The following is a 16,552-nucleotide window of genomic DNA, read 5'->3' as shown; positions in this document are numbered from 1 at the left end:
GGCGCTCAACATCGAGCGCAAGGGCATAACAGAATTACAGGCGGCGGGACTCGTCGTCTCTGCCCACGGAGGCCAGCGTAAATCCGTCATAAAGACGGTGGCGGCCTGAGAAGTGGGAAGCCTCGCCTTTTTTACGGCGGGGAGCAGTCACTTGTTAAATTTGTTGAACTAGAGGTTCAATCTAACTATTATCATCTTGGTACGATATAAATTTATATCATGCTAAGGTGGCATCAGTTTGACAACTGCCAATCATTAATTCACTTTAATTTCATAATGTTAGGAGGAGGCTATGACCAGATTAGCAAGAGCGATGCGCTACCTTCTTGCGCCTCCTGATAAAATTTTAATGCGGATTATAAAATCTTCTACTCATCACGGAACCGCAATAGGTGATGGAAAGATAAATGTTGATGAGAATGGAAACTTATCGCTAAACCCAAATAATAAAGAAGTTCAAGAATCTTTTCTTGCAAACGTAAAAGTGATAAGTGGAAAGTAGGTACGTGAACTTACAGAGGAGAGGAAAAATGAGATTACGTTGCATGGCTTATCGTCAGGATGGGATATATGTAGCCGCCTGCTTAGATCTGTCTTTAGCAGCGCAGGGTGACAATATAGAAGAAGCAATAAATAAGCTTGAAGCTCAGATTGAAGATTACCTTGATGAGGTGAGAGCAGAGCCTCAGTACGCCAAACAAATGTTAAGCCGAAAAGCGCCACTGTCTATGTGGTTTAAATATTGGCGAATTGCCTTTCGGATTTTCATGAATAGAAAAGACAGCGGCATGGCTAAAGTTTTTAATGAACAGTGCGAACCAGCTTGATGTAGGGCAGCATTGTGTTTTTTAAGAAACTAACGCCGCTGAAATATGCGGAAATCATTAAAGGACTTACCGCGCTTGGTTTTGAGATGAAACCTAAAAAAGGAACGTCTCACGAACAATGGATAAAGAAAACTGAGGGCGGCAAATGGCTGGTAACGGTTGATAAACATCATGCTCCTTTTTCCAGAGACCTGATAAAATCAATGGCAAAACAAGCAGGTATCAGCACTAAAGAGTTTCACTCATTATGTAAAGGCATAATCAGCGCAGAACAAATATGCGCTGAAAATTCATCAGAATAACCCAATTCTACGTTTTATATTTACTAATCACTAAATCTATACATTATTAAGCCGCTTAACTGCGGTTTTTCTGTATCTAAAATAACCACAAGGAACCAATATATCGATCTGGAATCATTCGTCTAATATCGGTCATGGATTAAACTGATTTCGGGCTGTAGTGTTATTTTTTGATCATTGAAATTAAAAAAATCCCTGATAATATTTGCCAGAGATTTTTTTATAAAAGACTATTTTTATGCTTAATTAATGGATGTTTATTCTTCCTACTGCCTTTTAGTCCATTTAGGAGGGCTGATAATTAGTCGATCAATTTTTTTGCTATTGAAATCTTTGTATTCTTTGCGAAGGGACAATAAGAAATCTGGATCTTGTGCGGTATAGTACAAATACTGTGCTGATAGAGTAAATGAATCGGCATTTTCCAGCGCTTTTCTGGCGCTGGCGGCCCGACGTTGTTTTTCCGTTCGATCCTGCTCATTTGCCGGCGGCATAAGAATATTGAGTAAATCAGTTAAATCGTGTGAGCCAAGGGAGGAGAGAACGCCAATATATTGAGTGTAGGCGTACCGACATATACGGCCGGGTCGAAGGTGGAGGTCATTTTATTTATACTCCTTGATTTGATGGCTGTTCTAAAAAAAGAGATGAAAGAGTAATCTGGAGAACAAGTTAAGTGAGCGTCGCGGATTATGGCTCTTTAGGCTCGTAATTGAAGACTTCAAATTGTTTCCCCAGACCAATTTCCAGGTTGTACCAAGATTTTGGCCAGAAATCGTCAGTGAACCAGTGAGAAAACGAAGTTATGTTTGGGAAGTTGAATTCGCCGAAGTTGGGATCAAAGAAAATGACGCCTTTCTGATCATTCACATAGGCCGCTACAGTATGTCCAGCCATTTTTCCGAGAAAACTAATTTTCTTGTAGCCTGAGCCTTTATCACCCGTATCCAGAATGGCGCGTAATAGGTCTGTTGTACCTTTGTTACCGGTTTGACCGACTACCTTGGATGAGTGTTCGTCCACGTCGTTTTTTTGCATGCTTGGCTGAACGCCTTGAGTACCAAGCCAGTACTCTGTCATGGTACTTTGTTCATCATCCAGATAACCGTCCATCTGTAACTGTTTAATGGAAACCAGTGAGTCGATATGAAATTTTCCCTTTTGGCCCCCGACATAGAGTTGGTCAAAGATGCTTTCACCCTTGGCATGGGCGCTTATCCAATGAGCAGATATAGACTCGCAGACACCGCCTGAGGTGTCTTTGTGTTTCATGATTTGGTCTAGGAAAGTACCTTTGGTTTGGGCAAATTTGAAGGTGACTTGACCACCGTGTTTACTCGCCGAATTTCGGACTTTGCCTAATCTGGTTCTGACCCCGAAATGCATGAGCCTGTCCATTATCATGCTAGGGGAGAATCGACTTTCTTGGTTTTTCTTGCCATCGGTGGTTAGTTCACGATCGAGCATAGAATGGCCTGGCAGATTGCGTTGTAAAGTGGCCGAGAAACGTTCCTGTAACCCAGATCTTTTTCTGTTAGTGTATTGAGAATTAAGTTCCAATGGAGTTGTGGTATTTATATCCTCCTTATCATGTCCGATAGAATCCCTTAGTTGAATTGGGCATTTTTGGAGTTTTTCTTTTTCACTGTATTCGTGTTCCATATATATTACCTCTAAGTTAATCTTCTGCTAATAATTTGAATCTATAATTATTAAAATCCTGTTTTATTATATTTGGAGTCATTGGAATAAATGTTTATGTCTTTAAATTATAATTGGAAAATTAATTTTAATTTCCCAATTGCTGAGTATTAGCTCTGATTTTTCAAAGATGTATCTTTTAAGGCTTAATAAGATGTTAATTGAATACGGGGTACTTCAACTACATCATCATAACGTTTGCGTTGGTTGATATTGTCGGCCTGAGCTGTAAAACGATTATTTTCATCTACCTTGAGAGCTGGCAAACCAAGACGATGAGTAATGCCTGGTAAAAAGTGATCAATACCTTCATGAGATTGCAGATGAGCATTACCATAAATGGCAACGAACTTCTCTCCCGCAGGCAATTGTCGTAAACGTTCAACCGCCACGTTATTAGCCGCACCGGCACGATACATCAGGCCATGTTGTGTTCCTTCCACGGTAGGGCGAGTTGTGCTGCTGTTATCTAGTGCAATGATTTTCATCTGCTTGCTTCTGGCTTGTTCAAACAAATTCGCAGATAAATGTTTGGTCTTAAGCATTGCGGCCAGTTCAGCAGACATCGGCTCATTCCCATTTGCCAGGAATTTATCTATCAACGGTTGAGCTAAATCTGAACGTAGGTGTTCCAGGCCAATAACCGTCACGCCATGCGCTTTTAATATATCCATTTGCTCTTCGACAAAACGTAATCCGTTCAGATCTGAGCCATGACTTTCACCGATCAGTAGCCCTTGACGATCTTTAAGTAAAAGAGACAACTGGCTGTTCAGATCCACATTGTTATTCAGTTGATGATTAAATTGCGTCAGCGCATCTGAGGCAAATTGCTTATCCCAAGCAGCCACATCAGTGTTATGAGAGCTGTGATATATTGCTTCTATTTGTGCCAATCTGCCTTGTTCCAGTTGTGCCAGATAGGCAGGATTAGCAAATCGGTGGAGCAAAATTTCCTCTTGCGATTTAGTAGAACCCGGTTCAGCTTGTTTGGCTGCTTCCTTAAGGAAATAGACCGCCATTTGCACGCTTTCAACTCCAGTCATATCTAGTAGCTCATTATAGCTGTAACCAAGATGGGCCTGTTTATTCTGTTCATCAAGCCGGGTATGAGTCAGCAATCCCTTGTTCTGGGCGGTGTCCAACCACTTTTTAAAGTCATCAAATTGAGCGCCTAGCTCCACGTGAAACTTAGGTTCAAAAGGTAGATCATTGGGAGTTTTTCCTTGATAGCCTGTTTTAGCAGCAAGATAGGGATCTTCTTTTACCCAGCGCACCATCAGATCGGTCAGTCCAGGTGTATTGCCTTTGGCCTCATCGCGGGCAATCTGGTAGATATGCGATGCCATTTCAGGGCGGGTTTCCGCCATTTCCAACAACGAGTGGCGTATTTTCTGCAAAGTACCGGTGAACATCAGATCCCCAAACTGCGTTTGTGTCCTTCTCAGGGCAGTATTACGTTTAGAATCAGGATGTTCCTCTAGGTAACGGATAATGCGTCGATACAATTCGAAACCTGTCGTCAATTGCTCATTCCCACTTAGATTATGAAGATGCTCAAGTCCATTCAGAATTCCTTGATAGGAGGGACCAATCCGTTTGGCAAAAACCGCAGCTTCTTTACGTAAATTATTGCTGGTGATGAGATTGTGGAGTAATGGATTATTCTGATTACTTTGAGACAATTCTAGTGCCTGTTCAGATGATTGCTCTTTATTATTGTCTAATGGTATCGACGGTTTTCTTTTTCTTTCAATGGCTTTATCGTATTCATATACCATATTATCACCTGTTAATTTTCGGGAAGAGGTATGTTGGAAATAAATACTATATAGATTGACTATTGTCATTTTATTTTTCAAAAATAAAGTTAAGTATATTTTAATATATAAGTAAGGTGATTTTATAAGAAATTTTAATTGGTGTTGCGGTGGATTTTTATGTAAATATAAATTAGAGATTTTTAATGGCTATTAGTTTATCAGATTTATCTTCTGAAGTAATAATACCAATATTATTTATCCTAACAACAGCACTATGACTATTTTTCCATGTCGAGAGAATACCTTTTATTCTAGGTAAATAATCCAAACGGGTAATACCAGAAATTTCAAGAATTACGTTTTGATTATTCTGATTTTCATTATTTTCCTTAGCAGGTTTGGTTGTCAGATTCACTTTCGAAAGGGCAAGGTGAACATCTTCTGTGCCGCCTAAATCGTCACACAATTTTCTAAATAAAGCTTGGTTTATTTGAGAATTATCCAGATTTGGTTTTTGTTCCATAGAAGCGGAAATCTGGCTAACGGGTTTTATGACGTCTTTAATATCTTGAAGCTTTACCGGTGCGGTAATTGAATATAATAAAGAAAGACGAGGACGATTGCCGAGCGCTTGCCAAAAATTACCCAGGCTATTTAGATTTTCTTGTGGTGGAATGACTCTGGTATATGCGCCAGGAATTTTAGGTAATTGGCGGTTATTAACCAGTGCATTTAAAATAGCTGTCATGACGCGTGCAGATTGATTATTGGGTTGACTATCGGGGTTAGAACCATCACTTGATGGTTGGCTTGAATGCCAGTAAGTAATTAAATAGTTGTAATTAATATTTACCCATCCAGCTAATAATGAGCTGGTGTTAGGGTTATAACTCCTTGGTTCCGCAGAACGTAATTGTAGGTCTTCATGTATATCATAAAGAAACACACTAACGGTAGGTTTAGCCGGAATTGAATTAATTTCCGGTAGATCAAAACGAATATCGATTATTTGGTTAGAGGTTTTTAAATGTTGGGATAGGATTTCATGCAATGCAGAATTAACTTCAACAATCGCATTGTCAGGATCAATTATATTTGTCATATCGACTCCAATCTTATTAAACGTTAAAAAAATAACCGGCCAGTTTTATTCAATTCGAGAATAACTGCCCGTTCTATATGTTTGTTATCAATCTTTTCACTATTATCATCTACTGCTAATATTGATGCTAATAAAGCAATATTCCGAATATTAGCACCCGTCAGATCTGCTTGTTTAGACAGATGGTCAAAATTAAGTTCGTCTGATAAATGTAGTTGTTCAGGCCAAATTGCTTGCCACATTTGTTTACGTAATATTTCATCGGGATAAGTAAAATGGGTAATAAAGGTAAAGCGGCGGTTAAAAGCGCTATCTAAATGGCTGCGATTATTGGTGGCTAAAATCACTAATCCCGGATAATTTTCCAGTCGTTGTAATAAATATGAAACTTCAATATTGGCATGTCTGTCTTGGGCATCTTTAGTCTCACTCCGTTTGCCAAATAGGGCATCGGCTTCGTCGAAAAACAGCACGCCAGAATCGGCTTCGGCCAAATCGAAAATTCGAGAGATATTTTTTTCCGTTTCACCGATATATTTATTCACCACGCTAGAGAGATCGACTTTAATCAGATCAACGCCAAGGTGCCCGGCAATCACTTCTGCGGCCATCGTTTTTCCGGTCCCTGATTCACCATAAAATAGGGCGCTAATACCGGTACCATAACCTATTTTCTCTTGAAAACCCGCGTTTAATATTTGGTTTCGGTAATTAATAGCGGTAATAATTTCTTTCAGTTGTTGAGTTAATCCCTCTGAAACCACCAAGTCATTAAAATTGCGTTTGGGGATTATTCGTTGGGCTAATTTACCGAAATTTTGTTGGGCGCGGAAATTTAATGCCTTACGCAAATCGATCTCCTTCAATTGGTCTTCTGGTTGCCGGATTATTTGATATTGAACGGCTTCTTTAATAATTAAAGGTAACGTTTCGGGAGTAAATGAAAAACGCTGACATAACTGAGTAAGATTAATTCCTTGATCGGCATTATCTGGCAGATTTTCTTTTAGCATTGATTTTTTCTCTGCCGGCGTTGCTATAGGCATCTCAATTTGTACCATTGGCAGATGTTGAATCCATACAAATGAATCTCCCGGTTCTACCAGACAAACTACTCGTAATTTGGCTTGCTTTAGCAGGGTGGACAATTCGCTTTGGTATATTTTCTTTTCCTCTGCAAATAAAGAAAAATTGCGGATTAATAAGCAGGCATTGTGTAGCCGGGCTTCCCGTATTGCGTCTGTTAACAGGCCGGGTTTAGTGTTGATATTCTCTTCGTCCGGTAGATGGGCTAAATCGAGAATTAAGGTACTGATGTCATGAAGCGCCATAATATTATTGACTGCTAATTCTCTGGCGCTCTCTTGTTTCCCTTTGAGAATCACCAGTGGGCGTATTTCATCTATTTCATTTAACAATATCTTTTTAAGTGAATGATAAAGGGTTTGCGGATACCAAGTCTGTGAGGTAGAAGAATGCCAATAAGCACAGGTTATCAGGGCAGGTAAAATAACCCGTTGGCCGGATAAAAAATGCCAGACGCTACTGTGTGTTAAAAATTGCGTTTGCAGCCAAATGGGTTCCTCATGGTTATTAAGCTGTAACAGGTGGTGATTGATTAATGGTGTCTGAGGCAGAAAGCTATTTTGCAGTAATTGCCAATCACTTTGGCGTTGACTAAATAATTCAATTGCTAAAGCAAAACTTGGCCACTGTTTTTTACTGTTACCGTGCAGAAAAGCAAATAGAGCATGATAACGACTGTCAAAATGGGGTAATAAACCTAATAGTAAGATATCGCGTTCAAATTCAGTCAATTCAAAACGCTCAATCAACAATGATAATGTACCGGTAATAGCTTTATTTTCTATTTCCTCATGACTAATAATATCACGCTGTTTTAACCAATGAGGCATGCCTAATGGTTTTACCAAACGTTGCTCTATTTCATCTTCGGTCAGTAAAAAACTTTCCGGTAATGAATCGTACCAATTTCCCTTTTGATAATAGTAGCGTTGTAATAGCAGATCAATACGCTCCAGATGAGGATAAATCCAATGCAATTCTGCTGCCATAAAGTGGTTATTTGTCAGAGGTAAGTTCATATAAACCTTTTAAATAGTTTGCCAGTTGATTAGTAAAGGATGATCCAGCCAGGGTAGTTTGGCGATATTTAATGGCCAGGACCAGTCAGATAATAGTGCATCAAACGGTTGATGTTGTACCGTGATATTGATTTTTTGTTCATCTATTCGTAATTCACCTGGTCGTTGTAAAAACAATTGGCGAACATCATTGTGACTTAATTTTTTCCAGGCAGGAAGTTGGCTGATAACTGTGTCCAACCATTGATCTATTATTAACTGCTTCTCTGGTTCAATGGATATTGATTCGATATTTTCGTCAGTCATTAGCCCACATAAAATAGAGTTTAACCCTTTACGTTCTATCGGTGCTTTTTCGGTTCCCCAAATGAGATAATCAAGGAGATCAACCGCGTTGAATTGGGCTTGACGATGGATAAACTTCTGCTTTTCAAGTAGACCAAGTTGATTGAATAGAGCAGGTAATATCGGCCATAAAACTAATATTCCAGCATTATTTATCTGACGCGGAGGAGAATGTTCAGGTGATAAAACTGGTTCAGAATCCACGGATGATTTTTTACCAGATTTATTTTTATCCCCGTGTTTGGGAATAAAATATTCTGACAGATATTGGTATTCTTCAACCGATAGATATTTTTTACAATATTGGGAAACAGGTGCTTTTTGCCAGAGTTGTTTCAACCAATTATTTAATGGAAAATTATAGGTTGCAGTCTGGCGAAATAACGCGATAATAGATGCTATATTAATCGCTCCATTATTAAATTCAGCCGTGATACGTGAGATAATTTTCGCGTCGGGTTCAGGTATTTCTTGTGTATTATGTTGTTGTATATATTTCAGAGCATTCAGTATTAATTGCCAGGAGGAAACTGGTTCCTCCTGATGTTGTGGTGTGATTGTGTTCTCCGATAATTTGCGATTAATGGCAGTTAATAAAGCGGGTTCTCTGATGGCCAGAATGTTTTTCAGACTATGCTCAGATAAACAGCTTTTTGCTAATAATAACGTCCAATTATTTTGTATCTGGGGTAATTGGTTGATTAATTGTTTAATGTTTACATCAGTAATTTCACTATTCTTCGCTCCTGCTATTGGGTTTGATATGGAATTTTGTTGCTGTAAGTAATGAATAAATTTATCAATATCAGTATGATTATTTACCTGATATTGGTTTAATACTTGATTAAATTTATCATTAAGTAGAATAAAAAACAGTGAATTAAAATCATCTAATCTTATTTCTCCAAGATTCAGAGTGAGTACCTCAAAATAGATATTTTGATTAATAATATATTGGTTAAAATAGGAATTTATTAATTTATTTATACTGGATTGATTAAGTAGGGAGCCATGTAAGACTTTTTTAGCTACCTGTGCATTATTAGCTTCAATAGTAATGATTATCCTATTTAACAGATTTATCTCTGAAACCATATTAATATTCTCTTTGCAAATAACAGATATAGAGAAAGCTAAGAGTAAAATATTTCATAGAATCGCAATAATAATTTCCACAGGATATTAATACACTAAAATAACTTGTGAATATTTGGATTCATAGATATTTTTGTAATATTAGATATCATAAAATAATCCTTATGAAATCATTATTTCTTCACTGTATTCTTCTACTGAAGCAGAAGGTTTCTTTCCTAGTGTTAATGTTTCTAGAATTCTATATGCGTGATCACCTAAAGGAGCGCCATTATTTTGCCAAAGTTTATAAGTGCTGGCAAATTTTTCGAATTCTTCCGATGATAGCCAATGAATAACGAGTGAGATATGAGCGGGCAGTTCAGCTAAAATTTCAGTTTTCACCCAAGATTCTAATTTGTAAAAATCAGTAGTACCGCTCTTAATGCGTTCTCGATTCAGTACTATGCTGACTACAAATGAAAATTGGTCAGATTGGATATATCTTTCTCCGGAGAAGTACCAATAAGAGTGCGATGCGTTGCTTTCCGATGGAAAATTATTTATTTGATCTATGTTTTTTTCAACTAATATTCGTTTTTCTATACGATCAAATTCTTTTACCTGTGTTTTAAGCTCATAATCCGGGTCAAATTTTAGTATTATTTCATCATCCGCTTGGAACATATCAAAAGGAAAACTATCGTAAGGAGAGTCATCGGATTGTTTTCTGATGGTAATCCAGCGTTCATTTTCATTTGAGGTTGTATCGATAGAAATCAATTTATATGTACGTTCCTCTCCGTATCCGTAATCATATTTTGTGTAGGACAAGCAGTGGTGTGATATATATTCTCTTGATGGAAATTCGTTTTTTGAATTTACATCTTTTCTAAGTAATATCCGGTTATTAGCACTATCAAGTTGCACAATTTGGGTTGTAAGTTCATAATCGGACTTGGTTCTTATTGTGATTTCATCATTCTTTTCGATCATGGCAGGGAAGGGGTTTTGGTCATTAAGGGTAATCCATCGTTTATTTTCGGTTTCTTCTTGATTCTCTTCACTGCCATAAACGAGTTGATAATCCATATCTTCTATCCACACGGAACTATTGCGCCAGTGCAGACTATTAAGCTGCTTAAATGCGTTTTGTAATTTGTCCAGATTGTTTTTTAGATCATTATTGTTATTGGTGTTAATGGTGAATGTATCTCCTGTCACTTCAGTGATCATTAGGTTCAGAAATTTGAATACATTGTAGTCTTCTCTAAATTCCAGATTAATAACTTGACCTTGTATTAAATGGCCTGCTGTATCAGTTTGTGTAATCATGACTTGATCATTTTTAATTTCTAGATTATCAGGTGTTTGGTCATTATTGAATTTCTCATTAGGTTTTATTGGTAAGAGTTGACGATGTTCAATTAAATAAAAAGGGAGTTTATCCAGTTCTGGTGTTTCTTTGAAGCATTCCCCTCCCAGACCTAGCCGTGCGGCAATGCGTTTTTGCAGCGCTGATACTTTATCAATGCGAATATTGTTGCGTTGATAGGCTAAGCCAGGTTGTTGAGAAAGATATTCGCGCTGAGTAGATAGAAAATCTTCCTGAGAGTTTGAGTCTTGTGATAGAAGAGGGGTTGCACATTGCGCTCCAAAATATTGCAATAGATAGTCTAACATCACCAATTCTTTAGTATAGTTTTTATCATTATTATTGATTTTGGCTTCATTATTCATTTGATTAATTAAATGAGATTTTATATTTTGATGAATATTTTGAGCCACAGTATTTTCTTTAAAAGGCCATTGAGTACCACGTACAGTATTCCCCCGTTGTTTAAAAGCCAATAGTTTTGGTAACAAGGCGAGATCCGCGCAGTGATTAGCCAAAGTTTGTTCAAAAGGCAACATGAACTGATGTAATTGTACTTGCTGTTGGGTATTAATTTGTAATCCATAGCAAGGAGGTAATTTATTGTTTACCGGATAGTAATCCAGAACCTTACGATATTTACCCCAATCCAGTAATTCAGGTTGTGTCTCAATCAGAGGCTCTGCAATGAGTTTTTCCTCTACATCTTGTTTGGAAACAACAATTTTAACGCCACCTTTGGCTGTAATGGTGAGTGGGCTATTTGATGAGGTAATTGACTGTAAGGGATCGTTGCCCCATAGTCTGGGATAGAATCCCTGATCGATTGTCCAAGACCAATTATCATTTGGTAGTTTAGAAATTCTTTCGTTATGCTTATCTAACGTGAATCGGGTAACTTTTTTGATTCCTTTGATTCTCAGTAGTTGGTTAACTAAGGGACTTAGATTTAGTTCTTTAGGTTTGGTGTAATCTTCGTTTGAAGGTAATTGGGGAATCCAGCCATGACGTAAATAGGGCCCATTAAAAATTTCTTCACTACTGTAACCCATTTCTCTCATAGCTTGGGTGGTATAACGTCGTGGTTTTTCAACTACCATTTGTTCTGCCGCCGTATAAACTTTAGTGAATATATCAGTGATATCTTTAACGTCATCATCAAGTTGAATATCAATCTTCAATGGTAGATCGATGGGTTCCAGCCAAATAATTTTACTGACTGACTCTCCCAAATTGCGATTGTCCCTCAGAAAATCTTCTAACTTTTTCTGAGCTTGAATTTTATTATCTTGAATTTTTTCGGTTTCCCGACTAGGGAGTAAATAAAGCCAATAGTTTCCCCTCAGTGTTAATTTTAACTGTGTTGAATTGCTATATCGGTCTTTAATAATGAAACTGTATTGCCGTCCTTTTCTGTCATACCAGTATGTATAGCGTTGATTTTCAGGTTCACGAATAAGTTGCACGTCATCAAAGAAAAAATAACCGTCACTTTTGTTGTTGCTATGCAAATCCAATAAAGCCCGACGATAATCTTCTTCGGTGATAGGGCCACAGGTCAATATTTGTTGAGGGCCAAACTCTTTAGGGAAAATACCATCGCCTGATGTCCGTTCTTCTTGTCTAGGAGTAAGAAGATCTTTCAATGGTAATGAGTGGCGGTAAGCTAAATCCGATGCACCGTAACAACAGGCTTCTAATAAGGTGATGCCCGGATCGTTTTCACCCATATCATTCCAGTATTGACCAGATTGTTGTTCAATAACGGTTTTTGCCTGAGTAAGTAAGGTATCAAAGGCAATATCGTCTTTAATAATGGGAAATAGTCTATCTCGATTATTCATTTGTTAACTCCTTCGTTTAGGGGGGATTATTACCAGACTAAAATCAATACTTCATCATCGTCGGCTTCTATACTTTTACCTACAGCATCTGTGGATAGACTGTCTTTTTGTAAAGTTAAGTTAGTGACCCGTTCAACATAGGGTGATTGTTGAATCGTGGCTAATAACTGGTAATAGTCAATGCGATTACCTGGTGTTACGCCAATAGCAATATTTTCTCCCCACGGCATATATTTCCGGCGCAATTCTTGTTGTAATTGATGACTGCCATAATCGGGATTAACTCCTGAAGCAAATACCAATTCATAGCTAATCGGGACATCAACGTATGTGGGATTATTAATTTCAATGGTTGTCCAGGGGCTACTTAATTGATCTAACCATTCGACCATTTCAGTTAATCGAGCTTGGTTCAATTCTGGACGAAGTGAATCATCATTATCTTTGTAACGATTATCAGGGATGACGATTAATTGGCGCTTTTCTGGTGCTGGTATTTTGGTTAATTCATTGGTAGAAGGGTATTTGACATCAAATATACTGACAAAACGCTCTTTTAGTAAGGTGACAATATCGCTCCAATTTAATGCTCGATTACGATGGGACAGCCGGGCGGGAACCCGTTTCAAAAAGGTTTGCTCGTCTTCTTTCGGACGACCATTCCAAGATGCCCAAGATTGAACTACTTCACTGATTGCAACGGATGAATTCACCGGCTGTTTAATATTGTTGGCGGTTAATCCGCTGATAAGGTGATCTTGCTCGATAGTTTCTGTGTTAATTAACGTGGCTGTTGTGGCGTTATACAACAATCCTTTAATTCTTGGATAATGATCAGGAAGAGCTATTTTTATCTGCTTTTTCTCCTGTTCTATCTGCGCTTTTAACCAGTATCTCCCCTGCGGCATTTGAGATGCTTGATTTGAAGCGTCCTGTGGTAATGGTACGCTTTGGCCTTCTGATTCAAATAGGTTGTGTGTTTGGCCGAATGATTTCCAGGTATTTCCTTGACTCAGATAAAACCAAGACAAAGATAGATCTTTCAGGCCCTTTAGCTGCCAATATAGAGAAAAAGTTTGTCCTGGTGATATATCGGTAAAACCTAAATAGAATGTATCGTGAGTTAATGGTGTTATATCTTTTCCGGCTTCGCCCTTGCCAAAAGGTGTGAGAGGATAAATGGAGAATTGTCGACGGAAAGCTGTCGCACTGAATTCCACCTGTAATTCACTGAGTTGTGGGGTGTAGGGTTGTTTTTTACCTGTAGGACTTTGCTGGTATTGAGCGTGCATAAAGTCTTGCTCAGCGAGTTTTATTTTTATACTAATTGTCTTATGGTTGTTTGAATAGAAATAATACTTGTCAGGTAAAGTAAAAGTCAGGCTTTTTCCTTGTGGTGCATTTTCGCCATCAAATAATGACAGAGTTTCATCAAGTTTTTTCTCTCCTCTGTAGGGAGTGACAAGATAGCCTTCCACTTTAAATACATTGTTATTGGTAGGTTTATTAGCATATCCTTTATACCACGATGAAAAGTTCTCTGTAGGTAAATTGACCCATTGAGGAGTAATAGTGAATGTTGTGTTTGATGCATATTCAGAGTTAATCCATTCGGGGAGAACTACCTTCGGACTAAAACTGGAGTCCAGTGATGGCGATTGGCCTAAAGGGAAACGAGAGATTTCTGCTTTTGAATTGCCGGAAGCAGAGAGCACGATGTTACTGTTAATACATATCTTATAAATCCAGGGTAAAGTGAAATCCTGAGTAGTTGTCAGCTTTAATAATGGCGTATCGAACGTCATATTATCCAGAGCATTAGGGGGGCTGATAGGATCATTGTTATCATCGTCTGGTAATTGCAACTTAATACTATTAATGTCACTGAGATATTCGACTGACAGTGTTAACCAGTGATTCCCTGAACTTATTTTAGCAGCTATATTCTCAGAATTACCTTCCCATTTACTTTCCAAAATTAATGTAATGTTGAGCCCTTTTTTTAGGAATGTGAATAAAGGCCAAGTAATTAGGTAGCCGGATAGAACCGGGATATCATGAGATGTTGGATTAAAAATTTGAATACCATTTGCTGGTAATTTCATGTTATTTGAAAGGCGAAGAGGTGTTGTAGACTTCCAGCCATCGTTATCTTTCCGATGCCAATATAGGTCGGTCAGTATTGCTTGATTCGTCTGTAAAATTTGTGCTTTCACCCAGTATCGTCCCTTTGGCATTTGAGAAGCTTGGTTTGAAGCATCATGTGGTAATAAGGTACTCCAGGTCCCTCGAACAAATAGGTTGCTGGTTTGGTCGTGTACCAAATTATCTAATGGACTCCAGGTATTTTCTTGATTCAGATAAAACCAGGATAAAGGTAGCTTTTTAATACCTTCTAGCTGCCAGAACAGAGATAAAGTTTGTCCTGGTAATACATCGGTAAAGCCTAAATAAAATGTGTCACTGATTAATGATGGCGTTTTTGCGTTTACTTTGCCCCAGCCAAAAGGGGTGAGAGGATAAACAGAATATTGTCCAGTTTTGACTTCTGCGCTGAATTCAATTTTCAATGAACTGATCTGGGGAGTATAGGGTTGATTTTTATCCGTAGGATTTTGCCAATACTGAGAATGCATAAAATCCTGTTCAGCTAATTCTACACGAATAAAAGCCGGCCAGTCGTTTGGAGATTGACTGTCTGCAATAGGATAATTCATTGCTGGTAAAGGAAGACTCAGGCTTTTTTCTTGTGGTTTATCTGTTCCATCAAATAATAGTTGAGTCTCAGTTTCTTTTAGTTTGTTTTTTCCCTGAGGCGTGACTAAATATCCCTGTACTTTAAATGCACTATTATCGGGTTGAGAGTTATATCCTTTATACCAGGTTTTAAAATTCTCTTCGGGCAATCCCACCCATTGAGGAGTAATCGTCACTGTTGCATTTTCAGTGTTATACCATTCAGGAGCAATCAAATTAAAACCGGAACCTAGTGACGGTGATTGTCCAAAGGGAAAACTAGTCGTACCTACGTTTTCAACACCTCTATCAGAGGAATAACGTACATTACTGTTGCCGTTAGTGCTAATTTCAATACCCATAATCTTGGGTAACATAGCTCCTTGAGTGGTGCCTAGTTTTAATACGGGGACATTAAACTCCATATTATCTAAGGAATCAGGGGGGCTGATGGGTTCATCGTTAGCTGATAAGCTTAAGATGAGTTTAAGATTGGTCTCTGCTTTTTTTACTAGCAGTGAAAGCCAATGTTTTCCAGAACTGATCTGAGCAGTAATGTTGTTAGGATTACCCATCCACTCATTTGCTAGAGTTACCTCAATATTACGCGCTCCTTTCGACATAGCAAATAAAGAAGAGGTAATCAGATAACCAGATAAGATTGGGGCATCGTTGGGGGTTGGGCTAAAAAGCTTAATACCGTTTTCAGGCAATTTAATATTATCTGAGTGGTTTAGTAGTATTGCCGATTTCCAGCCATCGTTATCTTTCCGATACCAACGCAGGTCGGTTAATTTTCCTTGGTTCGCCAGTAGATCAGTATCTGACGCATATTGTAATGGGTTTCCAGCGCTATCCTGCCCGGCATCAAACAGGGTTCCTTTAGGGATAAGATATTCTGCCTTATCTGTATTTAAGGTAATGCCTAAAGCAACGTTATCCGCTTGTGCATTTCTCGGTTTCAATCCTAATAATTCCCGATAATAAAGATCACGATGTCGTACCGGGAAGGTATTAAATAAAACTTTGGTTGTTTCTAAGAGTTTTAAAAAAGCCAACACAAAAGCTTGATGTGCCGGTAAATGTCCATCTGCTTTATTAACTTTTTGGTAAATATCTGCTAATTTCTCAGGATTATTTTTCTGAATAAAATAGAAGCTATCCCAGAATTTTTCTTTCTCTTGACCGAAAGGTATTTTCTTAGAATATTCTTGTAGCCAGTTTAAAATATCCAGCGTACTTCTTTCATCAAGTTTAAATTCTGTCTCTGGTACGATAGCGGCGAGTTTATTCTTTAATTCGGTGAGTCCCATATTATACCACCTGTTATTTGAATATATTTTTGATATATTTTTACAGAATAATATCGTTATTTAAT

Annotated in this window: 11 protein-coding genes and 1 pseudogene; 4 read left to right on the top strand and 8 right to left on the bottom strand. The window is 38.0% G+C overall.

Translation table 11 applies throughout. The features are described from left to right. From EAE92_RS05815 to EAE92_RS05800, 4 genes and pseudogenes are all read left to right on the top strand, one after another. A pseudogene (locus EAE92_RS05815) lies at positions 1 to 109 on the top strand (RNA-guided endonuclease InsQ/TnpB family protein); the annotation flags it as partial. A 183-nt stretch (positions 110 to 292) separates the two neighbouring features. Next, positions 293 to 502: a hypothetical protein gene (locus EAE92_RS05810; RefSeq protein WP_214067381.1), complete on the top strand. Its 210-nt coding sequence runs from the start codon at positions 293 to 295 to the stop codon at positions 500 to 502. A 28-nt stretch (positions 503 to 530) separates the two neighbouring features. Next, positions 531 to 827 carry a type II toxin-antitoxin system HicB family antitoxin gene (locus EAE92_RS05805; protein WP_065391992.1) on the top strand — a complete coding sequence of 99 codons (297 nt, stop codon included), beginning with the start codon at positions 531 to 533 and terminating at the stop codon, positions 825 to 827. A gap of 14 nt (positions 828 to 841) precedes the next feature. Further along, on the top strand, positions 842 to 1,129 hold the full coding sequence (locus EAE92_RS05800) for a type II toxin-antitoxin system HicA family toxin (RefSeq protein ID WP_214067380.1): 288 nt from the start codon (positions 842 to 844) through the stop codon (positions 1,127 to 1,129). A 266-nt stretch (positions 1,130 to 1,395) separates the two neighbouring features. On the opposite strand, the gene EAE92_RS05795 is transcribed toward EAE92_RS05800, so the two are convergent. From EAE92_RS05795 to EAE92_RS05760, 8 genes are all read right to left on the bottom strand, one after another. Continuing rightward, the gene (locus tag EAE92_RS05795; protein ID WP_214067379.1) at positions 1,396 to 1,623 is read right to left on the bottom strand and encodes a hypothetical protein; all 228 of its coding nucleotides are present in this window, start codon (positions 1,621 to 1,623) and stop codon (positions 1,396 to 1,398) included. Positions 1,624 to 1,819: 196 nt separating this feature from the next. Further along, positions 1,820 to 2,791, bottom strand: coding sequence for a YopT-type cysteine protease domain-containing protein (locus EAE92_RS05790; protein WP_214067378.1), 972 nt, complete (start codon positions 2,789 to 2,791; stop codon positions 1,820 to 1,822). Positions 2,792 to 2,976: 185 nt separating this feature from the next. Beyond that, complete coding sequence (locus EAE92_RS05785) at positions 2,977 to 4,611, bottom strand: membrane-targeted effector domain-containing toxin (protein ID WP_214067377.1); 1,635 nt, start codon at positions 4,609 to 4,611, stop codon at positions 2,977 to 2,979. A gap of 172 nt (positions 4,612 to 4,783) precedes the next feature. Beyond that, entirely contained in the window at positions 4,784 to 5,695 is a 912-nt protein-coding gene (locus EAE92_RS05780) for a Pvc16 family protein (RefSeq protein ID WP_214067376.1), read from the bottom strand. Positions 5,696 to 5,718: 23 nt separating this feature from the next. Continuing rightward, positions 5,719 to 7,800: an ATP-binding protein gene (locus EAE92_RS05775; RefSeq protein WP_214067375.1), complete on the bottom strand. Its 2,082-nt coding sequence runs from the start codon at positions 7,798 to 7,800 to the stop codon at positions 5,719 to 5,721. A gap of 9 nt (positions 7,801 to 7,809) precedes the next feature. Further along, positions 7,810 to 9,240: a contractile injection system tape measure protein gene (locus tag EAE92_RS05770; RefSeq protein ID WP_214067374.1), complete on the bottom strand. Its 1,431-nt coding sequence runs from the start codon at positions 9,238 to 9,240 to the stop codon at positions 7,810 to 7,812. Positions 9,241 to 9,402: 162 nt separating this feature from the next. Beyond that, on the bottom strand, positions 9,403 to 12,438 hold the full coding sequence (locus tag EAE92_RS05765) for a hypothetical protein (RefSeq protein WP_214067373.1): 3,036 nt from the start codon (positions 12,436 to 12,438) through the stop codon (positions 9,403 to 9,405). 29 nt (positions 12,439 to 12,467) lie between these two features. Then, complete coding sequence (locus tag EAE92_RS05760) at positions 12,468 to 16,487, bottom strand: hypothetical protein (RefSeq protein WP_214067372.1); 4,020 nt, start codon at positions 16,485 to 16,487, stop codon at positions 12,468 to 12,470. Between the last annotated feature and the right edge of the window lie 65 nt (positions 16,488 to 16,552).

Source organism: Photorhabdus hainanensis (genome assembly GCF_018448965.1).
Classification (GTDB): Bacteria; Pseudomonadota; Gammaproteobacteria; order Enterobacterales; family Enterobacteriaceae; genus Photorhabdus; species Photorhabdus akhurstii.
This window is presented reverse-complemented; position numbering and strand designations above follow the sequence as displayed.